Origin of the sequence: Sphingobium sp. CR28 (assembly GCF_052327305.1) — a bacterium.
Classification (GTDB): Bacteria; Pseudomonadota; Alphaproteobacteria; order Sphingomonadales; family Sphingomonadaceae; genus Sphingobium.
In genome coordinates this window covers 701546-724448 of sequence record NZ_CP182486.1, presented here as the reverse complement: position 1 = coordinate 724448, position 22903 = coordinate 701546, and the positions used below count along the sequence as shown (strand labels likewise).

The 22903-nt window shown below is 61.9% G+C and carries 17 protein-coding genes; 7 read left to right on the top strand and 10 right to left on the bottom strand.

The genetic code is table 11. The annotated features are described in order from the left end of the window. Positions 1–3 precede the first annotated feature (3 nt). Together ACNAOH_RS03340 and ACNAOH_RS03335 are read right to left on the bottom strand one after the other, a co-directional pair. Positions 4–3141 carry a multidrug efflux RND transporter permease subunit gene (locus ACNAOH_RS03340; RefSeq protein WP_443971360.1) on the bottom strand — a complete coding sequence of 1046 codons (3138 nt, stop codon included), beginning with the start codon at positions 3139–3141 and terminating at the stop codon, positions 4–6. 18 nt (positions 3142–3159) lie between these two features. Then, entirely contained in the window at positions 3160–4308 is a 1149-nt protein-coding gene (locus tag ACNAOH_RS03335; protein ID WP_443971359.1) for an efflux RND transporter periplasmic adaptor subunit, read from the bottom strand. Positions 4309–4451: 143 nt separating this feature from the next. On the opposite strand from ACNAOH_RS03335, the gene ACNAOH_RS03330 reads away from it, so the two are divergent. The 3 genes from ACNAOH_RS03330 (at position 4452) to ACNAOH_RS03320 (ending at position 7002) form a co-directional block, all read left to right on the top strand. After that, positions 4452–5153, top strand: a complete 702-nt coding sequence (locus ACNAOH_RS03330; RefSeq protein WP_443971358.1) for a response regulator transcription factor — start codon at positions 4452–4454, stop codon at positions 5151–5153. After that, on the top strand, positions 5150–6217 hold the full coding sequence (locus ACNAOH_RS03325) for an ATP-binding protein (protein ID WP_443971357.1): 1068 nt from the start codon (positions 5150–5152) through the stop codon (positions 6215–6217). Before ACNAOH_RS03330 ends, ACNAOH_RS03325 begins: the two co-directional genes overlap by 4 nt. A gap of 347 nt (positions 6218–6564) precedes the next feature. Beyond that, a complete protein-coding gene (locus tag ACNAOH_RS03320) occupies positions 6565–7002 on the top strand; it encodes a hypothetical protein (RefSeq protein WP_443971356.1) in 438 nt (145 codons plus the stop codon). Here the strand turns inward: ACNAOH_RS03320 and mnhG are convergent. The 7 genes from mnhG to ACNAOH_RS03285 form a co-directional block, all read right to left on the bottom strand. Next, a complete protein-coding gene (mnhG, locus tag ACNAOH_RS03315; protein ID WP_443971355.1) occupies positions 6999–7346 on the bottom strand; it encodes a monovalent cation/H(+) antiporter subunit G in 348 nt (115 codons plus the stop codon). The two genes, ACNAOH_RS03320 and mnhG, sit on opposite strands and share 4 nt — an antisense overlap. Then, the gene (locus tag ACNAOH_RS03310) at positions 7343–7618 is read right to left on the bottom strand and encodes a monovalent cation/H+ antiporter complex subunit F (protein ID WP_443971354.1); all 276 of its coding nucleotides are present in this window, start codon (positions 7616–7618) and stop codon (positions 7343–7345) included. Before ACNAOH_RS03310 ends, mnhG begins: the two co-directional genes overlap by 4 nt. Next, positions 7615–7950, bottom strand: coding sequence for a Na+/H+ antiporter subunit E (locus ACNAOH_RS03305; RefSeq protein ID WP_443971353.1), 336 nt, complete (start codon positions 7948–7950; stop codon positions 7615–7617). Before ACNAOH_RS03305 ends, ACNAOH_RS03310 begins: the two co-directional genes overlap by 4 nt. Then, a complete protein-coding gene (locus tag ACNAOH_RS03300) occupies positions 7947–9431 on the bottom strand; it encodes a proton-conducting transporter transmembrane domain-containing protein (protein WP_443971352.1) in 1485 nt (494 codons plus the stop codon). Before ACNAOH_RS03300 ends, ACNAOH_RS03305 begins: the two co-directional genes overlap by 4 nt. Continuing rightward, positions 9424–9804, bottom strand: a complete 381-nt coding sequence (locus ACNAOH_RS03295; protein WP_443971351.1) for a sodium:proton antiporter — start codon at positions 9802–9804, stop codon at positions 9424–9426. Before ACNAOH_RS03295 ends, ACNAOH_RS03300 begins: the two co-directional genes overlap by 8 nt. Next, positions 9801–12530 carry a hydrogen gas-evolving membrane-bound hydrogenase subunit E gene (gene mbhE, locus ACNAOH_RS03290; protein WP_443971350.1) on the bottom strand — a complete coding sequence of 910 codons (2730 nt, stop codon included), beginning with the start codon at positions 12528–12530 and terminating at the stop codon, positions 9801–9803. The genes ACNAOH_RS03295 and mbhE overlap by 4 nt, the downstream gene beginning before the upstream one ends. A gap of 259 nt (positions 12531–12789) precedes the next feature. Beyond that, positions 12790–15192: a TonB-dependent receptor gene (locus ACNAOH_RS03285; protein ID WP_443971349.1), complete on the bottom strand. Its 2403-nt coding sequence runs from the start codon at positions 15190–15192 to the stop codon at positions 12790–12792. Positions 15193–15483: 291 nt separating this feature from the next. Between ACNAOH_RS03285 and ACNAOH_RS03280 the strand changes: the two genes are divergently transcribed. The 3 genes from ACNAOH_RS03280 to ACNAOH_RS03270 all read left to right on the top strand — a co-directional run bounded on the left by ACNAOH_RS03280 (position 15484) and on the right by ACNAOH_RS03270 (position 21895). Beyond that, positions 15484–18066 carry a PAS domain S-box protein gene (locus ACNAOH_RS03280; protein ID WP_443971348.1) on the top strand — a complete coding sequence of 861 codons (2583 nt, stop codon included), beginning with the start codon at positions 15484–15486 and terminating at the stop codon, positions 18064–18066. A 146-nt stretch (positions 18067–18212) separates the two neighbouring features. Then, a complete protein-coding gene (locus ACNAOH_RS03275; RefSeq protein WP_443971347.1) occupies positions 18213–19934 on the top strand; it encodes a histidine kinase famiy protein in 1722 nt (573 codons plus the stop codon). Positions 19935–20086: 152 nt separating this feature from the next. Continuing rightward, positions 20087–21895 (top strand): diguanylate cyclase, encoded by a 1809-nt coding sequence (locus ACNAOH_RS03270; RefSeq protein WP_443971346.1) that lies wholly within the window; start codon positions 20087–20089, stop codon positions 21893–21895. Positions 21896–21933: 38 nt separating this feature from the next. Here the strand turns inward: ACNAOH_RS03270 and ACNAOH_RS03265 are convergent, their stop codons facing one another. Further along, on the bottom strand, positions 21934–22197 hold the full coding sequence (locus ACNAOH_RS03265) for a DksA/TraR family C4-type zinc finger protein (protein WP_443971345.1): 264 nt from the start codon (positions 22195–22197) through the stop codon (positions 21934–21936). A 182-nt stretch (positions 22198–22379) separates the two neighbouring features. Here ACNAOH_RS03265 and ACNAOH_RS03260 point away from each other — a divergent pair, with 182 nt between their 5' ends. Further along, positions 22380–22742 (top strand): response regulator, encoded by a 363-nt coding sequence (locus tag ACNAOH_RS03260; protein WP_443971344.1) that lies wholly within the window; start codon positions 22380–22382, stop codon positions 22740–22742. Positions 22743–22903: the final 161 nt, after the last annotated feature.

Below are 22903 nucleotides of genomic sequence, written 5' to 3'. Positions count from 1 at the left end.
GGATCAGCCCTCCACCGCAGGATGTTCGGCAGGCGGAGTTTGCCCGTCCTTCTGCTTCCCGAAGCGATCGACGAGACCGAGCACCACCACGAAGAAGACCGGCACGAAGAAGATGGCCAGCACCGTCGCGGTGATCATGCCGCCGAACACGCCAGTGCCGATCGCTTGCTGCGTTTCCTTGCTTGCGCCGGCGGCGATCATCAGAGGGACGACGCCCAGCGTGAAGGCGAGACTGGTCATGATGATCGGCCGCAGGCGCAGGCGGGCCGCATGGATCGCAGCCTGTACCGTCGACATGCCTTGCTCGCGTGCCAGCTTGGCGAATTCGACGATCAGGATCGCATTCTTGGCGCTGAGGCCGATGATGGTAATCATGCCAACCTTGAAGAAGACGTCATTGGGCAGGCCGCGCAGCAGCACAGCCGCGACTGCGCCAATGAGACCCAGCGGCACCACCAGCATGACCGAGAGCGGGATCGCCCAGCTCTCGTAAAGGGCGCACAATACCAGGAACACAGCGACCATGGAGAGGATGAGGAGCATCAAGGCTTCGTCGCCCGCCTGCTTCTCCTGATAGGACTGGCCGGTCCACTCGATGCCGAAGCCGGGCGGTAGCTGCGCGGCCATTTTCTCGATCTCAGCCATGGCCTCGCCGCTTGAACGCCCGGGGGCGGGCTGACCGGCGATGCGCAGCGAAGGATAGCCATTATAGCGCACCAGCTGCAGCGGCGTGCTTTCCCAGACCGGATTGACCAGCTCGGCCAGCGGCACGGAGGTGCCGGCGCTGTTACGGACGTAGAGCTTGAGCACATCGTCCAGCTTCATGCGCGCCGAGGCATCGGCCTGGACGATCACGCGCTGCATGCGGCCCTCGTTGGGATAGTCGTTCACATAGGCCGATCCCATGGCACCGCCCAGCGTATCGGTGATCGAGGTGAAGGGCACGCCCAGCGCCTGAGCCTTCTCACGGTCGATGTTCAGCTTGATGCTGCTGCCCGGCGGGAGACCCTCGGGATAGACCATCATGAACACGGGATTCTGGGCGGCCATGCCAAGCAACTGGAACTGCGCAGCCATCAGCGCTTGCTGGCCTCGGTTCGCACGGTCCTGAAGGCGGAAGGATAGACCGGCGGAGTTGCCGAGACCTTCGACCGAAGGCGGCATCACGCTCATGATCGTGCCTTCGCGGATCACCGAGGTCGCCTGATTGGCGCTGGCGACTTCGCCCAGAGCCGTGGCGCCTTCGCGCTTGCCCCAATCGCTCAGGATGGTGAAGATCAGCGCTGCGTTCGGGCCTGAGCCCGAGAAGCCATAGCCCAACACCGCTTCGGTATCGGCGACGCCCTTGCGCCCGGCATTGTGCTTCTCCAGCACCGACACGGCTTCCTGTGTGCGGCTCATTGTCGCATCGGCAGGCATCTGGAAGGAGCTGATATAATAGCCCTGATCTTCTTCGGGGAGGAAAGCGGATGGCAGGCGGAAGAAGGCGAAGGCGAGCAACGCGACGACCACCGCGAAGCCGGCCATCATGCGGCCGCTGCGCTTGAGCAGCTTCGTTACCCAGCTTTGATAGCCATCAGCCATCGCGTCGAATTTGCGATCGAACCAGCCGAAGAAGCCCTTCTTCTCCTCATGGCCGTGCACTGGCTTGAGCAGCGTGGCGCAGAGCGCCGGCGTCAGTGAGAGGGCAAGGAAGGCCGAAAAAAGGATCGAGACCGCCATCGAAATGCTGAACTGGCGATAGATCGCGCCGGTCGAGCCGCTGGAGAAGGCCATCGGGATGAACACTGCGACGAGCACCAGCGTGATGCCGATGACGGCGGTCGTAATCTCGGACATCGCCTTGCGTGTGGCCTCAACCGGCGGGAGCCCCTCTTCCGCCATGATGCGCTCGACATTCTCCACCACGACGATCGCGTCGTCGACGATGATGCCGATCGCCAGCACCATGCCGAACATGGTGAGCACGTTGATCGAGAAACCGGCCATGAGCATCACGGCGAAGGTGCCCAAAAGGGCAATGGGCGCGACGATTGCGGGGATCAGCGTGTAGCGGATCTTCTGGAGGAACAGGAACATCACCGCGAAGACGAGCACCATCGCCTCGATCAGAGTATGGATGACCTTCTCGATCGAGATCTGGACGAAGGGCGCCGTGTCGAAGGGGATGGTATAGGTGAGGTCGGACGGCATCGCCTTGGCCAGCTCGGCCATGCGCTCGTGAAGCGCGGCCGAGGTGGTAACGGCATTTGCGCCCGGCGCGGGCAGGATCGCGATGGACGAGACAGCCTTGCCGTTGGCGCGGACGACGAAGGTGAAGTCCTGCGCGCCGAGCGCGACGCGCGCGACATCGGCCAGCTTGACGCTCGACCCGTCCGGATTGGCGCGCAACACGATGCGCTGGAACTCTTCGACCGACTGAAGCTGGCCATCGGCGGTGAGCGGCACGGTGACGCGCTGATCGCCAATGGTCGGCGCGCTGCCGAGTGCCCCTGGCGCGATCTGGAGATTTTGGCTGGCGATCGCCGCCGTCACTTCGGACATGCTGAGATTGACGGCGGCGAGCTTGGCCGGATCGACCCAGATGCGCATCGCGCGCTCGGAACCGAATTGCTGAACGCGGCCGACACCGGGCACGCGCTTCAGTTCCTCGACCACATATCGCGCGGCATAGTCGCCCAGCGCTTCGGCATCGGTATTGCCGCTCTTGGACTGGATGTTGACCAGCGCGAGGAAGTTGGACGAGGCGGCCTCGACGTAAACGCCTGTCTGGCGCACGACCTGCGGCAGCCGCGGTTCGGCGGTCTTGAGGCGGTTCTGCACGTCGACCTGTGCGAGTTCGGGATCGGTGCCCGGTTCGAACGTCGCGGTGATCGTGGCTGTGCCGGAAGTGTCTGTGCTGCTCTCGAAATAGAGCAGCTTCTTCACGCTCGAGATTTCACGCTCGATCAGGCTGACGACCGCATCGTTCATCATCTGCGGCGTGGCGCCGGGATAGGTCGCGGAGATGCTGATCGTCGGCGGTGCAACCGTAGGATAGCGCTCGATCGCCATGCGGGGGATCGAGATGGCGCCGATCAGGATGATGGCGATGGCGATGACCCAGGCGAAAACCGGGCGATCGATGAAGAAACGGGGCATGGGCTGGTTCTCGCCTGATCAGCGCTGGGCCGCAGAGGGGTTCTGCCACGGAACGGGTTTGACCGCGGCGCCGGGCTGGACGCGATCCTGCCCCTCGACGATCACGGTGTCGCCGGCTCTCAGACCTTTCTGGATGAGGATATTGCCATTCTGCTCATCGCCGGTGACCACGGGGCGGGCGGCCGTCTTGCCGTCCTTGCCGACGACCGTCACCATTGCGCCGCCTTTGGGATCACGCGTGACCGCTTGGCGCGGAATCGCGATCGCATCGGGCAGTGACAGGCGCGGCAGGCGCGCGCGGACGAACATGCCGGGCAGCAGCGCACGCTCCGGATTGGGCACTTCGACGCGGGCGATCACCTCGCCCGTGTTCGGGTCCACGCTGATGCCTGAGAAGAGCAGCCGGCCCTTCACAGGATAGGCATGTCCGTTGCTGGAGACCAACTCCACTGGGGCGCCCTGGTTGGCGGTGCCCGCACGCGCCGCCTCACGCAGCATTTCGAGGCGGGTGGCTGGCTGGCGCACGTCTACATAGACGCGGTCGATTTGCTGGACGGTGGCGAGCGGTTGCTCGCTGGTCATGCTGGCAAGGGCGCCCTCGGTGAAAACCGCCTGGTCGATGCGGCCGCTGATTGGCGCCCGCACAGTCGCGAAGCCCAGGTCGACCCGCCTGCGCGCCAGATCCGCCTGGCTCGCGGCGAGATCGGCGACCGCTTGGTCACGGGCGGCCACGACATCGTCATAGTCCTGTCCGCTCACCGCATCGGCCTTCACCAGGGGAGCGAGGCGCTTTTCCTGAAGGCTCGCCCGCGAGAGTGTCGCCCGGGCGCGCTGTACGGCGGCGGCCGCACTGTCGGCATCGGCGCGGAATGGCGCCGGATTGATCTGGTAGAGCGGCTGGCCCGCGCGGACTTCGGTTCCCTGTTCGAACAGCCGGCGCTGGATCAGTCCGTTCACTTGCGGTCGGATCTCCGCCACACGGAAAGCGACCACCCGGCCCGGAAGCTCGTCGGCCACGTCAATGCGGCCCGGCTTCACGGTCACGACCGAAACCTCGGGCGGCGGGGGCGCAGGGGGAGGGGCGTCTCCGGAGCAAGCGGACAGCGCCAGCGCAGATGCAATGACGAACAGGGCGTGGCGGCGCCCAGGGGGGGGAGATACGATCATTGCTATACTCTGGCTTTCGTGTTGCGGGCCATTGCAACGGCCTTGTCGAACAACTGTCGAGCTAATGTCGAGAAAGTGTGAAGATGCGTGGCGTGTGCGCTCAATCTAGCCCATTATGAGGGCAACGGAGCGCTTTGCTGAATATGAACGCCGATAATGCCCTGATCCTGGTGGCCGAGGACGAGCCCGAGATTGCCGAGGTGATTGCGGCATATCTGGAGCGCGAGGGCTTCCGGACGGTTCGGGCCGCCGACGGCGTCGCGGCGCTCGAACTCCATCTCGCCCTCAAACCCGATCTTGTAATGCTCGACGTGCAGATGCCGCGCCTCGACGGCTGGGCGGTGCTGGCGGAACTGCGCCGGCGGGGCGATACGCCCGTCATCATGCTGACGGCGTTGGACCAGGATATCGACAAGCTACAGGCTTTGCGGATCGGCGCTGACGATTATGTCGTGAAGCCATTCAACGCCATGGAGGTCGCGGTGCGGGCCAGGGCCGTGCTGCGCCGGTCAGGCGGCGGCACTGGAAAGACGTTGCGGGTTGGAGCCGTCGAGGTCGATCTCGACAGCCATCTCGCAAGCGTGGTCGCACAGGGAAGCGCAGATCGCGTCATGCTGCCGCTGACGCTCACCGAATTCCGCCTTCTCGCTCATATGGCCCGCGCGCCCCGGCGGGCCTTCTCGCGCAGTGAACTGGTCGATGCCTGTCTCCCCGGGGGCGAGGCGCTTGACCGGACTGTCGACACGCACTTGAGCAAGCTGCGCCGCAAGCTTGAGGAGGCAGGCGCGCCGGGGCTCGTCAACAATGTCCGCGGCGTCGGGTTCAGGCTGGCGGACGTGTCGTGAAGCGCCCGTCTTCCGGCCTCGGACGGGAGATCATCCTGTCCACCGTCATTGCCACATTGACCTCCGTCATGGTCACAATCGCCGGTCTATACATTTTTTACGGCGTTCTCATTCGGGTCTCGCCCCAACTGCTGTTCCCGCTCAACGATCAGTGGTTTCCGCGGGGCGTCGAATGGATCGTGATCGTGGTGCTGTGCATCGTCGCGGCCAGCATTGCCGTGGTCATAGCGACACGCCTTGCCCGTCGGGTCGTCAAGCCGCTCGTCTCCGTCGCGCAGAGTGCGCGCAGCATCGTTGCTGGAGATCTCACGGCGCGCGCCGAAACCGGCGATCGCGCTACGCTCGAAGCGACGATGCTGGTCGAGGATTTCAACCATCTGGCCGAGGAGCTGGAACGTGCGTCGGAGGCGCTGCCGCGCTGGAACGCCACCATAGCGCACGAATTGCGCACGCCGGTGACGATTCTCAGCGGTCGGTTGCAGGGGCTTGCGGACGGGGTATTCAAGCCGGACGACTCCCTGTTCCGCTCGCTTTTGGCGCAGGTAGATGCACTTACCCGTCTCATTGAGGATCTGCGCACCGTCAGCTTGCTGGAGGGAGGACGGCTGGAAATGCAGTTTCAGTCGGTCGAGCTTTCCGACGAGATCGAGGCCGTCATCCGCCTTGTGCAACCGGGCCTGGAGAGCGCCGGCTTTACCATCTCAACAGGTCTCGACAAAGGTCTCTGTGATGTTGACACCGCCCGCATCCGCCAGGCACTCCTGGCCTTGCTCGACAATGCGAGGCGCCATGCACGCCCAGGGCGGATAGACGTCGTACTTCGGGTCGAAGAAGACCATGTAAGCCTCCATGTCGCCGATCAGGGGCCGGGCCTGAGCCCTGACTTTGCAAGACATGCCTTCGAACCGTTCCGGCGCTATATGGAGCAGGGTGGCAATGCTAAAGGCAGCGGTCTTGGCCTGTCTGTTGTTCGAGTCATCGCTAAAGCGCATGGCGGCGACGCCACCTATAAAACGGTTCATGGCGGCGCGTGCTTTTGCATGGAAATCCTGCGACACAACTGAGGCACGCGCTGACGCCATCGGCGAGATGATCCCCCAAAGATAGTTTGGTCATCATTTGTCATGTTCCGGCTGCACATGGAAATGATGCACTTGCTATCAGGGTGCTGGCCAACAGGCTCGTTTCCCCCGCGAGCAGGCCCACCGACTGGCAGCCGTCGTCCCCCTCGGCAGCGGCTGTTAGTCGGACCAATGCCCCAGACGGCTTGGGGTATGCCTTCCGTCATTCCATCGAACACTGGGTAGCCTGCCATTCGCACGCGGATCACCGGGACAACATAGTGTTTCGCCGCGGAACCAGCCGATGTCCCCCTCGTTCAAGTGAGACATCCCAACTAAAGGTGGACCAGATGCTGGCTTCGGCAGATAGGAACGTGTTGGTCAGTCTGGCGGACATTCTCGCGGACTCAGCCTCGATTCATGAAGCCGCAGCCAAGGTTGCCGATGATGAGGGCTTGAGCAGCCGCCTTTCCGTTCGTGCTCAAGAATTGCACGCGTTGGTAAGTGAAGTCCGCCGGGGATCTGATGAAGGTGAAGCAGGCTCATTTCTCAAGATCATGGATCATCTGAGGCTTCGGGTCGACCAGTGGGTGGGAGATGACGACGAAGCGGCGATGTCGGCAAGCCGAGAATCGAAAGCTAAACTGCTCGCGTTCATCGATGATATGGGCAGGCGCAGTGATCTCTCATCGACCACCAGAACAATTCTCGCCGAAGCGCGCCAACACATCTCAAGGAGCGGCGTAGCCCCGGCTACCGCACCAGGCCTCACAGATCTGCCGACCTAAATCGCTTCCTCAGGCTGGGCCTCCGCACGTTCCAGTTCATCGCTGAGCGGATCTTGCTCCAGCCCCTCCAACTTTGTCCCGGAGACATAAGCTGCGCGGCCCAGCAGCTGCGCGCCAATCGGCAACGTCAGGAGCAGGAACAGGATTACCAGGGCGCTGGTGGAGAGGCCCTCGAGCGTGCCAGATAGCATTGCTCCCAGCAACATCAGTGTCGCGCCGAGCGTGCCGGCCTTCGTCGCGCTGTGCATCCGCTGGAGCGGATCGGGTAGCCGAACCACGCCGATCGCCGCGACCAACAGGAAGGCCGCACCCAATATGAGGAGCGCCGTGGCGATCAGGGTCAATCTTTCCTCCTTTTCCGTTCGAGGAACACGGCGAAAGCTGCAGTCGCCACGAAGTTAATGAGCGATATGCCCAGTGCGACGTCGAGAAACGCGCCACGGCTCGTCGTGATGGTCCCCACGACGGCAAAGCCCACTGCGATTGCGGTGAGCATATCGAGCGCAATAAACCGGTCGGCGAAGCTGGGGCCACGCACCATCCGCCAACCGGCAAGAACCAGCGCTATGCTGAGCACGATCGCGAGGCCATCGGCGAGAAGCGGAAGGCCGATCATCGTTCGAGCTCCCTGATCCAGCGCTCATAGAGATGCTTGAAACGCGAGATCGAGGCTTCCGCATCGGAGGTATTGAGCACATGGACGTAGAGGCGCTTACGATCCTCCGACACATGAAGGCAGGTCGAGCCGGGTGTGAGGGAGGTGAAATAGGCAAACAGCGCAACGGCCCAGGGACGTTCAAGCGCGACCGGTACGACGATGATCGCCGGCGAGGTTCGTATCGTCGGGGAGAGGACGATCTTGGCGACGGCAAACGACGCGATCAGCAAGTCCCAGAGGAAGATCAGCGCGAGCAGGAGCGCGGCGCGGGCGCGACGCAGCAGGCTCATGACGGTCCTCCCGACAAGGTGCTGAGTGCTTGTGCGGAACGTCGAGCGACGAGCCACAGCCATTGGGGCATCAAGCCGATGAGCAACGTCGCTGTTGAGAGCAGGGCCATTGCGAGTAGCCCCGCGACGGGCACACGCCGCACCGAATGTCCACGTGCTTCCTTCCAGCAGGCGTCCGACCAGAAGGTCGAAACCGAGACGATTGTCATGAACCCGGCGATAATCGCGGCGACGCCGAGCCAGACCATATCAGCGTCGAAGCTTTCGCGGATGACGATGAACTTGGCCCAGAAGCCGGAGAGCGGCGGGATGCCGGCCAGCGACAGGAGCGGCACCGCCAGAAGCCCGGTGAACAGTGGATTGGCGCGCGCCATTCCGCCTGTCCGCGTAAGATCCCAGCTTCCACTTGCACGTCGGATCAGCCCGGCGCCTAGAAACAGGTTCGCCTGCACGATGATGGAGTGGATCATGTAGAAGACGGCGGCGGCGATGCCCTCTGGTGTCGCGAGTGCCAGCCCGGCCATCATGTAGCCGACTTGCGCGACGATATGGTAGGAGAAGATGCGCCGCATGTCGGTCTGAGCGAGCGCACCCGCGACGCAGACGATCATCGTGCCCGCCGCTATCCAGCCGAGTAAAGGCATGAGCTGGGCCGCGCCGATCCCGCCCGTGCCGATGCCGAACAGGCCGGCCATCACGATCAGCAAAGCATAGAAGCCCATCTTGGTCAGCAGGCCCGCAAACACCGCTACGGCCGTGGTCGGGCCGGTATGATAGGAGGCGGGAAGCCACAGATGGAATGGAAAGAGGCCTGCCTTTAGCGCAAACCCGCCGAGCAGCAGTGCTGCAGCCACGGCAGTCGCGAAGGTGGGCGGGCGGTGGGCGAGGGCGCTACTCGCTGCGCCTATGTCCAGCGTGCCGGTGACGCCGTAGATAATGCCCACCCCTAGAAGGATGAAGGTCGCTGCCAGCATCGCAAATGCAGCGTAGCGGATCGCGCCGTCGATCTGGGCAGGCCTTCTGTCGATTGTGAGCAGGCCCAAAGCGGCGATGAGGGCGAGTTCGAACCACACATAGAGATTGAACAGGTCGTGCGTGAGGAAGGCGCCATTCACAGCGCCGATCAGCGCCAAAGTCAGTGCATCATAGCCCGCGCGACGACGCCGACCGCCAACGTCAATGAGCGAATAGATAGCGGCCGCAAAGGCGATGAGTCCGGTCAAGACGACCAGAGCCGCACCGGGCAGAGCGGCTCTGAAGCTGATCCCGACGCCCACCGGCCAATTGCCGAAGACGATGGTGGCCAGGCTGCGGGTTTCGCTCGCCCGCATGAAGAGCAGAACCGATAGTGCAAGTAGCGTTCCGGTGACGACAATGTTGCCCACCGCCGTCCCGGTTGTGAAACGTCGGAAGAGAAGGGCTGCCACGGCGCCGCAGAGCGGCAGCATGACGGGAGCGATAAGCAGCCAGGCGTCAGTCATCCGCCGCCTCCCGATCGCGGGGCGGACCCAGAGTCTCCGCCGAATCCAGTTCGCGCGCGTCCACGGAGCGGATGGATCGCCATGCCCGCAGTACCAGCACAGCGAGCATGACGGTTAGCGCGAAGCCGATGACGATGGCAGTGAGGATCATCGCCTGCGTGATCGGATCGGCCGCTTCGCCCAGTGTCTTTTCACCCGTCCGGATGATCGGCGGCTGTCGGCTGGCGATGCGTCCAGAGAGGAACAGCAACAGGTTCGTGCCGGTTGCGAGTAGCGAGAGGCCGAGCAGCATCCTCACAAGATTGCGTGAAAGCACCATGTAGAGCGCGCAGGCAAGGATGCCAGCTCCGGCGATCGCATAGAGAATTGTCATCGCGTCGCCTCCCGCTGGAGGCCGAAATGGAAACTCAGCACTGCGCCCAGAACGACGAGATAGACGCCAAGGTCGAAGATCATGGTGGTGCCGAGCTTGGGTAACCATCCTTCCGGCTGCCACCACAGGTGGGTGAGGAAGGGCTGCCCCGAAGCCATGCCGGGAAAGCCGCTGGCCAGCGTGCAGGCCATGCCGATGCCCACTAGTGTCAGCGGCGATATGCGCAGCGCTTTCTCAGCGCGATCAACGCCATGAGCAAGGGCGATCAGCGCAAAACTCAGCGCCGCCACTAGCCCACCTACGAAGCCGCCGCCGGGCTGATCGTGCCCGCGCCAGAGAATGACGACGGAGGCGATGAGGAGCAGTCCGGCCAGCCAACGCCCTGATATTGCCAGCGAGAAATGCACGGGCGGGGGTGCGCCCGCCTGTGACTCTCTTCGTTGGGAGGTGAGCAGCGCGCCAGCGAGTACGGCGGCAATCCCAATCACCATTGTCTCACCGAGCGTATCGAACCCTCGGAAATCGACGAGGATGACATTCACCACGTTATGCCCATGGGCGGCGACATAGCTCATCCGCCCGAAGAAGCTGCTTGCGGCGGAGACATGCTCGTCTGCCGTCATGTCGATGATGCCGAAGCACAATAGTCCGGCCAGCACAGCGGCGATCACGGCGTCGCGGCGACGCATGGAGGACGTGCGCGTGGCAGGGCTGGCAAGCGGCACTGCGAGCAATAGCGCTGTCAGCAGGACGACCAGCAGCGCCTCGACCGTGAACTGGGTCAGCGCGAGGTCTGGCGCGCCGTTCGCCAGGAAACTGATGGCGATGGCGAATCCGGACAGGCCGGTAGAGATCATCGCGGCGAGCAGAGTGCGCGCGCGAGCCGCCATGAATGCACTGGCCAATCCCACCAGCACGACGATCGCCTCGCCGATCCGGATCGGTTCCAGGACGGGCAGACGCGGTGCCACGCCCGCGGCGATGACCGACCAGCCGACCAGCAAGGCGATGCCGCCGATCACCCCAGCCAGATAACAGCGCAGATCCCCGTGCTGTAGATGTTGAGTGAGGGCGCTGGACACCGTTACCAGGAAGCGCAGTGCCTCTTCCCACAGCGGTTCGATCGCAAGGGAGTCGATCCGCCGCGTTCGGCGCAGGCGCATGTGGATGGGGCGCCAGAACCGGACGATCAATGCGCCGACCGTAACCACCACGCCGCTCAGCAGGAGCATGGGCGTGATGCCGTGCCAGACGGCAATGTCGACTTCTACCGCGCGTCCATAAACGGCCGCGACAGCGGGCCGCAGCGCAATTCGCGTGATCCAGTCCGGATCGAGGCTGATGGTGAGGCCGGCGAGCGCCAGCACGAGCGGTGGTGCGACAAGCGAAAAGGTCTCGCCGTGATGGATCTGCGTCACCTTGCCGCGCCCCATGAAGAACGGGCGCATCGTGATGACACCGGCGACACCCACCATCACTGCATTGACGATGACGGCGATGGCGAGGGGCACCAGTTCCCAGCTGCTCTCCAGTTGCGCCTGAAACAGGAACTCCTTGGAGATGAAGCCCATGAAGGGTGGGATGCCGGCCATCGAGAGGCTGGCGCCCACGCAGGCCAGAGCTGTGAGCGGGAGGAAGCGGGCGAGGCCGCCCATCGCGCGGAGATTATACAGTCCGGTGGCATGCAGCACCGACCCTGCGCAGAAGAAAAGCGCTGCCTTGTAGAGCGCGTGGGCCAGGAGAAATCCCACCATGGCCACCGACGCTGCCGGTCCGTCCAGTCCCACCAGCATCACGAGAATGCCGAGCGAGGCTATAGTGGAATAGGCAAGCGCAGACTTGAAGTTTTCGGCACGCAGCGCCTGAATGGCCGCCAGAAGCATGGTAATGCAGGCCACCGTGACGAGTAGGCTGCGGCCCCAACTGGTTACACCGATTACGGGCTCGAACCGGGCGAGCAAATAAATGCCCAGCTTCACCATCGTCGCAGAATGCAGAAAGGCGGAGGCGGGTGTCGGAGCCTGCATCGCGTTGGGCAGCCAGAAGTGGAACGGGAACTGCGCGGATTTCGTGAAGGCAGCGATCAGGACGCAGAGGACAATCGCATTTCCCCAGCCGCTGGCCATCAGATCGGCGCGCCGGTCGATTGCTTCCGCCATCGAATAGCTGCCGAGTACATGGCCGATCATGATGACGGCAGCGAGTAGGGCCAGGCCGCCGAGCGCGGTTACCTGCAGGGACATCAGGGCCGCGCGACGCGCGCGGGCGCTGCGACCATCGAAGCCGATGAGTAGGAACGAAAGGATGCTGGTTGCCTCCCAAAACAGGAGCATGACCAGCAGGTTTTCGGCGAGGACAGTCCCCAGCATCGCCGTCATGAACAGCAGGATGTAAGAGAAGAACCGTGCCCGGTCCCGCCGAGACTTGTTGGTGAGATAACCGCCAGCATAGATGGTGACGAGTCCGCCGATCCCTGTGATGAGAAGGCAGAACAGGAACGAAAATCCGTCCAGTCGCAGCGTGAAATCCAGACCGAGCCAAGGCGCCCAGTTCCTTCCTTCTCCCCTTACCCAACCGCGCTCGACGATGGGGGCAAGAGAGAGAAGTGCGGCCAGCAGGCCGAACGGGAGCAGCGAAACCACAAGACCGGCGCCGCGACCGACGAGACGGGCGACCAGTGGCAGCACGACCGCGCCGATGAGGGAGGCGAGGAGAATAAACAGCATGCGCGGGCTGATCTTGGCGCGAGTGACGCAGAAAAGCGAGCAAAATGACGATGATAAGATGGCTTAGCTCTGTGAGCGGGTAGGGGGGCAGGGGCCCGCCTCGCTCTCGCAAGCCGTCAACTCATTGCGTGAAGCGATCTGAGCATATGAACCCGCTCGCCGATGCGGCCCGTTGCGAGCGCGCTCTTTACCAAGACAAAGAATGTCCGGCCAATGATGGTCGGGCGCGGGAAGGAAAAAACTCCCGCGCCCGCTCGCCCTACCAGCTCAGGCTGATCCGGCCGTAGAGATAGCGCCCATTAAACCCGAAGGGCGAGTAATAAGGGAAGCCGACCAGACCCGTGCTGTTGAGCGCTGTGCCCCGGGACGAGGTCAGCTTCACGAAGTCGGGGTAAGTGTCGAACAGATTATTGGCACCCACCGCAAGATTGAGGTTCTTCACGACCTGATAACGCGCCTCCAGATCAAAGATGGTGTGACGGCCGGTGTGAATGTCATCCTGAGCAAAGCCGTTGCTGCTGGGTTGTGTGACGTCACCATAATAGGATGCGCGTGCGGTAACGCCCAGATCCTGCAGCGACCAGTCGACGGTGCCGACGACTTTCGTGCGCGGAGTGCCTTGCTCGAAGGACACGATGCGCTGGCGGCTGAAGATAGGAAGAACCGCTGTGCCGGTTGACGAGGTAATCGTGGCCGCGCCTGGCGCGCGTGTTATTTCGATATCGTTGAAGTTGCCTGCTGCTGTGAGATCGAACGTACCAAATCCTGCGGTCGCTGCGCGGTAGTGAGCGACAACGTCAATGCCCTTTGTCGTCGAGCGAATACCGTTGAGGAAGTAGCGTCCGGCGGTGACCGCAGTAATCCCCTCATCGCGCAGTCTGCGGACCACGACGGCACCGCTTAGATTCTCCGACAGAGCGATCTGATCGCGGATCTTGATCTGGTAAGCATCAATGGAGAGGTCAAATCCTCCCGCGCGGAATACCGCACCCGCCGAAAGGTTGCGCGATTTCTCCGGTCGCAATGCCTGACCGCCCAGAGCGCGACCTACTGCGCTAGTGGAAGGGAACAGGCCGGTCTCGACGATGTTGCCATCAGTCAGCACGGAGGCCGTGGACGTGAAATGTTGCTGCTGCAGCGACGGTGCCCGGAAACCTGTCGATCCCGTGGCACGCAATGCGAACCAAGGCGCAAATTCGTAACGCAGACTGAGCTTGCCCGTCGCGGTGTCGCCAAAGTCTGAATAGCTTTCGGCGCGGCCGGCAATGCCGAGCGTCAATTGCTCGACAGGCTTGGCCTCAATGTCGAGGTAGGTCGAGAAATTGTTGCGATGCGCGTCGACCTCATTCGACGGCTGAAAGCCGGGGAATCCCTGCGCGCCGGAGCCGAGCGCAGCCGCCGCGCCGGGGGCGCGATTATAGGAATCCGGTTCGCCGGCCGCGATCTTGAAGCCTTCCCGTCGATATTCCTGACCAAAGGCGATATTGACGGTGCCTGCGCCCAGCGGCAGTTCTTTTGCGACGTCGATGCCGCCTACCAGCTGGTCGTATGTCAGCCGGCCATCATAGAAGCTGGTCTGCGACGCTGCGCCGTAAGTCGCGTTGCCCGAGTTGTTCGTGTTGAAGCGCAGCTGATTGCGCCCGTAAGATGCGTTGATATCGATCTTCCAGCCCGACACTTCGCCACGGATACCGCCCGTGGTCGTGAAGTCCGTGGAGCGAACCGCGATCAACGGAGTGAAGCCGTCCGGATAGAGACTGGCAAGCGCATCAGCACTGGCATTGGCGTTGCTGCCAGTGCCGCCGACGATGCGTGGGGTCGCAGCGCTTGCACTGTCTCGATGCTGATATCCGCCAAAAGCATAAAGCTCCCACCCGTCGCTGTTCAGGGGATGGGCGGCGTTTGCATAAAAGCTGTACTGCTCGACTTCAGGGTCACCGAAGCGCGACCGAACCCGGATCGGCGCCTTGCGCGGGTCGAAGTCGCCGCGACTTGTAGGATTGCGGTTTAAATACTCGCCCGACAGGGTCAGGAATCCCTCGGAGCCCAAGGCAAAGCCCTGCCAGCCCGCTGCGGTCACCGTTCCGCCATCGCGCTCCTTGCGCGACCCACGGGCGGTGTCGACGTCCGTGATATATTTGCCGTAGGTGACTGAGGCGCCGCCGCCGCTCCGGGCCTCGCGCAGGCGCAGGTTGACGACGCCTGCGATGGCATCGGAGCCGTATTGGGCCGCAGCGCCATCGCGCAGCACCTCAATCCGGTCGAGCGCTACGGAAGGAATTGTATTGAGGTCGACCGCCGCAGAGCCGCGACCCACTGAGCCGTTGGTATTGAGAAGAGCCGACGTGTGAGCGCGCACGCCGTTGATCAGAACGAGCGTCTGATCGGGAGACAGGCCGCGTAGCGTGGCGGGACGGATCGAATCCGTTCCGTCGACGGCGGACGAGCGTGGGAAGGTGATGGACGGCGTCACGCTGGCGAGCGCCGTGGCAACCTCGGTCGTGCCCTGGCGCCGCAATGCTTCGCCCGAGAGAACATCGACCGGCGAGACCGCATCCAGCCGGGTCCGACCTGTTGTGCGCGTGCCGGTGACGATGATCTCGCTGTTCCCGTCCGCAGTTTCTGCGACGGCAGTCGATTGCGCGAGGGCGCCGGCTGGCATGGCGCCTAGAGCTGCCGTAAATAGCAGAAAACTCTTATATTTTGACATGGTCTCGCTCCCTTTTCGTTGCAGCCGGCGCCGCTCGTGGCGAGAAGATATTTCAAGCAATATCGTAGATAAAGACAGTTTTGCTTGGGCTGCTGATTGCATTTCAACCTGTTGCTGAAAAACTATGGCACCAATGCCGGCGGGTGTGGGTGGTTCCCCACCATATTACGCCCCTGGATGTGCAACCAATTTGGGGCTTGCGTGTTTGGCTGCCTGATAGGGGTCGGTTTTTTGGGGGGAATAATGACAGATCGGGATACCCCCGCGATCAGCGCAGGCGAGTGGCGCCAGATTGTCGACAGTGCGGTCGAAACAGTCATCATAAGTACAGATATCGAAGGCCGCGTCACGAGCTGGAACGAGGGCGCCTGCCGGATATTGGGATGGTCTGAGCCTGAGGTCATAGGTCAAACGCTGGAACGCCTGTTTCCTGAAGGGGAGGGGGCGGCCGCACTTCGCAAGGAAATGGGTGATGCGCTGACCATTGGCCGTGGTGGCGGCATGGAAGGCTGGCGCGTGCGGCGCGACGGGTCCCGTATCTGGGCAGTCGGCGAGATGTCGCCTATCCGCGATCGGGCGGGAGCAGTCATAGGCTTCACGAAAATATTGCGTGACAGGACGAGCGATCGAGAAGCGCGGGACGCGATTTTCGAAGAGAGGCGGGCGCTCGAAGTGCTCAACCGGGCCGGAATGAGGCTGGCCGCAGAGACGGACCTGCAAGCGCTCGTCCAGATTGTCACGGACGCCGGGGTGGAGCTCACCGGCGCTGAATTTGGTGCCTTCTTCTACAATGTCGAGAACGAGGATGGCGAGAGTTACATGCTCTACACCTTGTCTGGCGCGCCGGCCGAGGCGTTCGCTAATTTCCCGATGCCGCGAAACACCGCAGTGTTTGCTCCAACGTTTTCTGGACAAGGTATCGTGCGGTCCGACGATATCACTGAAGATCCCCGCTACGGTCATAATGCGCCCCGCAAGGGCATGCCGGAAGGTCATCTCCCCGTCCGGAGCTATTTGGCGGTTCCGGTGGTATCGCGCAGTGGCGACGTTATCGGGGGGCTCTTCCTAGGGCACGCTCAGCGCGGGATGTTCAGTGAGCGCTCGGAGCGGGGTCTCGAAGGTCTTGCAGCGGAGGCTGCAGTCGCGATCGACAATGCGCGACTTTTTCAGGCGCTTCAGCGGGAGCTGGCGCACAGGCTCAAAGCAGAAGAAGAACTGGCAGCGAGTGAGGCGCGGCTCCGTCTTGCCACTGAGGCAGCGGAAATTGGAACGTGGGACTATGAGCCTGCATCCGGCGAGCTTCGGTGGGACGTGAAGTGCAAGCAGTTGTTCGGTTTACCGCCGGAAGCCAGCGTCACTTATGAAGGCTCGTTTCTCGCGGGACTGCATCCGGAGGATCGTGCGCGCGCCGATGCGGCCGTCGGGGAAGCGATCGACCCGCAGGGCTCAGGGCGGTATGATATCGAGTTCCGGACGATAGGCATACAAGATGGAAAGCTGCGTTGGCTTTCGGCCAGCGGGCGTGCCTTCTTCTCTGTCGATAACAGCATCCGCTTCGTCGGCACCGTTATCGATATTACCGCCCGCAAAGAAGACGAACAACGCTTGCAGGAGTTGAACGAGCGGCTGGAAGAGCAAGTCGAGATCGAGGTCCGGAAGCGCATAGATGTGGAAGATGCGCTGCGTCAGGCGCAGAAGATGGAAGCTGTTGGGCAACTGACAGGTGGAATTGCGCATGATTTCAATAATCTGTTGGCCGGCATTAGCGGTGGTTTGGAGATTATCGAGCGCCGCTTATCGCAAGGACGCAGCGACGGGATCGAGCGTTTCATTGCCGGGGCCCAAACATCTGCACAGCGAGCAGCCGCGCTGACTCAGCGCCTGCTGGCTTTCTCCCGCCGCCAGACCCTCGATCCGAAACCCACGGACGTGAACCGACTTGTGTGTGGAATGGAAGACCTGATCAGTCGGACCGTTGGACCGGCGATCAAGGTCGAGGTTGTCGGCGCGGCGGGCTTGTGGCTGACCAAGGTCGATGTGGCGCAGCTCGAGAGCGCGCTCCTGAACCTCGCGATCAACGCGCGAGACGCGATGCCCGAAGGAGGCACGCTTACGATCGAGACTGCCAACAAGTGGTTGGACGACCGAGCGGCGCATGAGCGCGAATTGCCTCCTGGGCAGTATATCTCCGTTTGCGTCACGGATACCGGCACGGGCATTCCAAAGGATATTGTCGACCGCATTTTCGATCCGTTCTTCACCACGAAGCCGATAGGGCAGGGAACCGGGCTCGGCCTCTCAATGATCCACGGCTTTGTGCGGCAGTCGGGTGGTCAGGTGCGTGTATATACCGAGGATGGACAAGGCACGACCATGTGCCTCTATCTTCCTCGTTATGCGGGCAATGCCGACGAAGAGATCGAAGCCCCGAAAACCCAGATATCGGAAACCGGCGACGGCGAAGTTGTGCTGGTGATCGACGACGAGCCAACCGTCCGCATGCTGATCGTCGAGGTTCTGCGGGAGGCGGGATATGTCGCTCTGGAAGCGGACGATGGCCCATCGGGGCTGAAGATCATTCAATCGGACGTTAGACTGGATCTGCTGATAACGGACGTTGGTCTTCCTGGCGGGATGAACGGGAGGCAAGTGGCTGACGCGGCACGCCTGACGCGTCCGGATCTGAAGATTTTGTTCGTCACTGGCTACGCAGAGAACGCCGCGGTTGGGAACGGGCACCTCGAACCGGGGATGGAAGTGATAACCAAGCCTTTCGTCATGAGCCAGCTTGCTAACAAGATCACGGACCTGATCGAGAAGGGATAGGGACGTCCTGCAAGCTCTTTGGTAGGCCGAAGTGCTGTGCCGTCTCTCGAAAGGCGAACCTCGCAAGGAACCAAGGGGTAGGTTTACAGATTGGATAAAGACCCTGTTAGTCGGAGCGCAAATTGACGTCAGCCAATGAGGATCGCATGCCCGAAGATGGGCAATCTACTGGCGTGCCCGCCGATGGCTCAGCTGATATGGGGGCCAATGAACCCCTCGGCACATCCGGACAGCAACACTGGCGCGAGAGCACCATAACCGAGCCGGGCTTGAATGACCGTGGCAACGTGTTTTTCGCTGCCATTGAAATGACGCGCATGCCGATGATCCTGACGGATCCTCATCAGCCCGACAATCCGATCGTCTTCGCCAATAAGGCCTTTCTCGATCTCACCTTGTATGAGGAAAGCGAAGTCATCGGGCGGAATTGCCGTTTCTTGCAGGGCGCGCAGACCGACCGTGAACAAATCGCCGAGTTGCGGCAGGCAGTAAAAAATCGCGAGTCCATTGCCCTTGAGATTCTGAACTACCGGCGCGACGGCTCACCATTCTGGAACGCGGTTTTTATCGGTCCGGTTTACAACGTCTCGGGGGAACTGCTTTATTTCTTCGCCAGTCAGCTTGACGTTTCCCGCCGCAGGGAAACCGAGCAGTTCCTGAGGCAGGCCCAAAAAATGGAAGCCATCGGGCAACTGACGGCCGGTTTGGCGCATGATTTCAACAATTTGCTGCAGGTTGTTGGCGGCAGTCTCGAACTGGCAGCTCATCGGGTTTCCGACGAGAAGGCGCTGCGCCATATCCAGAATGCGCGCTCCGCAGCGGACAAGGGAGCGAAACTGACGGGACAATTGCTCGCGTTCGCCCGCAAGACTCGGCTTGCTCCGCGATCCGTTGATGTGAGCGAGTGCATCCAGAGCTTTGTGAATGTAATCGAGAGCGCGATCGGCAAGGATGTTGAACTGCACCTCAGCCTCCGCCGCAATCTACCCAGGGTTCACATCGATGCGGATCAGCTGGAGATGGCGATCCTGAATGTGGTGATGAACGCCCGAGACGCTTCGTCAAAAGGCGGTCTCATCACGATCGCGACGAGCAAGGTCCATCTCAACGGCGACGCCAAGTCCCGCGAGCTTTTACCAGGCGACTACATAGCGGTGGAAATCAGCGACGAGGGTCAGGGCATGGCACCTCACGTGGCTCAGCGGGCTGCCGAACCCTTTTTCACGACCAAACCAACCGGACAAGGAACCGGTCTAGGACTCGCAATGGCCAGCGGCTTCGTTCAGCAGTCGCGCGGTCGCCTGGAAATCGAGAGCGAAGTGGGTGCCGGCACGACGATCCGAATGCTCTTTCCCATTTCCAAGCAAGTCGACGAGGACGATTCTCCGGCCCCTCTTCCCGTTCGAGCGTCCGAACGGAGTGAACTCCCCGCTAAAAACGGCGAGCGTATCCTTGTCGTCGAGGACAGTCCGGAGGTTTTGGTCCTGGCAAAGGAAATTCTCGAAACGGCGCACTATCGAGTGACGACGGCCGTTTCAGGCGATGAGGGGCTCAAAATCCTGTCAGCGAATTCGAAGGCAAACCGGTTCGATCTCTTGTTTACCGATCTCGTCATGCCGGGCAGCCTCAACGGCATCATGCTTGCGCAGGAGGCGATCAAACTAGATCCGGATATCGGCGTCCTGATGGCCACGGGATATAATGAGGAACTGGTGGCAGATGGTCCAAGTGACGTGGCGCGTGACGTCCTTGGTAAACCCTATAGGCAGGCGGAACTGCTCGACCGTGTTCGCCAGGCTCTCAATCGCAGACAGGAACCAAAGGAAGCGCGGCGCAACCGATCCGACTTTGGACATGCGGAAGCTTAAGGCCGAACTGACAGCCGGAGAACGGGCCGCGAGAGCGGGCTCTGGGATAGCTTTCGCATGACGGCGTTCTGATAGCGCATGTTGTATCCAGACGATCAAAATTTCCTTTGTTTTCTTAACCTTTTCGTTGGGAATGCCTCCTAAAAGGAGGCATGCGTTTGGCGACCATCACCAACTGGGCCTACGGCGCGACTGTAGCGCTCACGCTCATCTCGGGCAGCACGATGCTGCTCGCGTCGAACGCGCAGGAAGAGGAACGCGCCGCAGTCGAGAACCGGTATCGTCTGGATAAAGCCAGTTCCGCGCTCGGCCGCGAAATTTCGGCGCTGACCGACCACGCGCGTCAATATCTTAACAGCGGCGATCCGACCTATCGCCTTCTCTATCAGCGAGAAAGCGCGGCACTCGGCACGATCGAAAGCCGGATCAGGCATTTGAACGATGCAGGTGCCAGGCCGGAGGAGCTGAGAGCCCTCAAAGACGCGATTGCGTGGGCCGATACTCTCCATGACGAGCAACGCGAGGCGCTTAGGGCGCACGATCGAGGCGACGAGAAGCGCGCGCGCCAGCTGCTTTTTGGGCCGGAATATGAGCGAGAGCTCGACCGCGCGCAGATGATGGTCGAGCAGTTCCAGAGCCGGCTGGATCAGCGCACTCAGGCAGATGTGGACGCAGCGGAAGGTATTGCCCGGATATGGAAGACGGTCTCCGAGATCGTACTGGCCGCTACGGGTCTCATGTTCCTCGGGGTGCTCTATTTCGTCTTCAAGCAGCGGGTGCTGCGACCCGTGGTCCGGCTAAGCGACGTGGTGACTCGTCTGGCGGCACAGGATTACGCTGTCGAGCCGCCTGAGATCGATCGCATAGACGAGATTGGCGATATGGCGAACGCAATCCGTGTCTTTCGTGAGAATGGATTGGAGCGCCAGCGCCTTGCGGCCGAGCGGGACGCCGACCTTCAGGTGCGCGAGCTCTTTTCGAGAATGGCCCAGCGTCTGCAGGGCTGCGACACGCTGACCGAGTTGCAAGGCGTGCTCCAGCGCTTCGCTCCGGAGATCGCACCCGGGCTGGCCGGTCGGCTATACCTCTCGGACGAAAGGCGCGGCGCCGTCGTGGAGGTTTGCCAGTGGCAGGCCCCGCGCTTCTCTCGTGCGGAATTTACCCCGCTTGCATGCTGGGCGCTGAGGCGCGGACTGCCACACAGACCGGCCGGAACGCAGGTCGATGTGCCCTGCGAGCATCTGGATCTGCAAACCGAAGATCATCATCCGGACACGCTCTGCTTGCCGCTTACTGCGCAGCGAGAGCTGCTGGGTATGCTCTACTTTGAACCGGTGGCCTCCGCTTCTCATGGGCCCACGCCGCTGGCTTACCTCCAGCTTCTGGCAGAAAATGTCGGCCTTGCGCTTGGCAATTTGCGACTGCGCGACACATTGCGTGAAATGGCAATGACGGACGCGCTAACGGGTCTCGCCAATCGACGACGCCTCGACGCAGTGCTGGACGAACAGGTTACTGCGGCGGAGCAGAAGGGCAAGCCGATCAGCTGCCTGATGATCGATGTCGACCATTTCAAGCGTGTCAACGACGTGTTCGGGCATGAGGCGGGAGACGCGGTACTGCGTCAGGTCGGCGCAACCATAAGGAGCGAGATGCGCGAGCAGGATTTCTCGTCCCGCTATGGTGGTGAGGAATTTCTGGCGCTTCTTGTTGGCGTGCGCGCCGATCAGGCCGAAGAGCGGGCCGAAATGATACGTAACCGAATTGCCTCGCTGCAAATCCGCGCCGGCGAAAATGACATTGGCGCCGTGACGGTCTCCATCGGCGTGGCAACGGCACCGACGCATTGTTTGGCGCGGAACCTCGTCGAAGTTACTGACGCCGCGCTCTACCGGGCTAAATCTTCCGGGCGGAACCGCGTAGTCGTTGCGCCATCAGCGCAGAGGCATGCGGTCGCCTGAAACAGGTATCGTCGCGCGCGGCGCCTTTCCCCGAAACGTCACCGCAGTTGACTATCTTTGCTCCCGCGTCTGTTGATGCCCGAGATCACAGGTCTTTTGTCTCTTGCCGACTGACAGGCCACGCAGGTTCTGGCGCCCGGCAGCGCCCGTCGACGCGCTTCAGGAATTGGTTCCCCACACGCTTCGCAGTCGAGCAGACTCGGTCCCGACGGCATTCGCGCGCGCGCGGTTGCGATCGCATCCTTCACGCTGTCGTCGATTTGATCCTGCACGGCGCCGTCGGGCGCCCAGCCATTGGCCATTTCGCTTCTCCTCCGGAAAACAACGCCGACTCTATATAGTGCGGCGGTCAGTGGATTTTTAGCGCGTTCACCGTCTCCGCTGACGAGCGATGCCTACCCGACAGCACAATTTTCTTCCGGCGCGTGAAAAGGGCGGAACCGAACAAGGATTGCTTCGTTTGCCCTCCGCTGGGGAGGCTCGGGTGTCGCACATACTGATAATAGAGGATAATCTGCTCGTCGCGCTCGACGTGCAAGCCTGTGTCGAGGAGTTGGGGGCCGGTTCCACAGATGTTGCATCTTCTGAAGATGATGCGGTGCGCATGGCGTTATCGAAACGTCCTGACCTCATCACATCAGATGTGCGGCTTGCCCAAGGACTGGGGATCGAGGCGGTTCGGCGCATCGTCGAACATTATGGCGATATTCCGGTCCTCTACATCACGGCCAATCCCGATGCTGTGAAGAGCCACGACCCGGAAGCCCGGATTGTCGTCAAGCCTTACCGTTGGGAGCAACTCAAGACCGAGGTGCATGCTATAGGCCTTGTCGGCGCGTCAACTTGAAGGGCGCCGGCAAAGGCGTCTCTGGCGCGCATTCCGTTCAGCATATTTCTCACGCATGTACGCACATTGATCCGGGCAGAACGGCCGCGAGCTCCGTGCCGCCGGTTGATCGCTCTTCGTCTCTTCCGTCACCCCCGCCATTACCGCACGATGAGATGCCA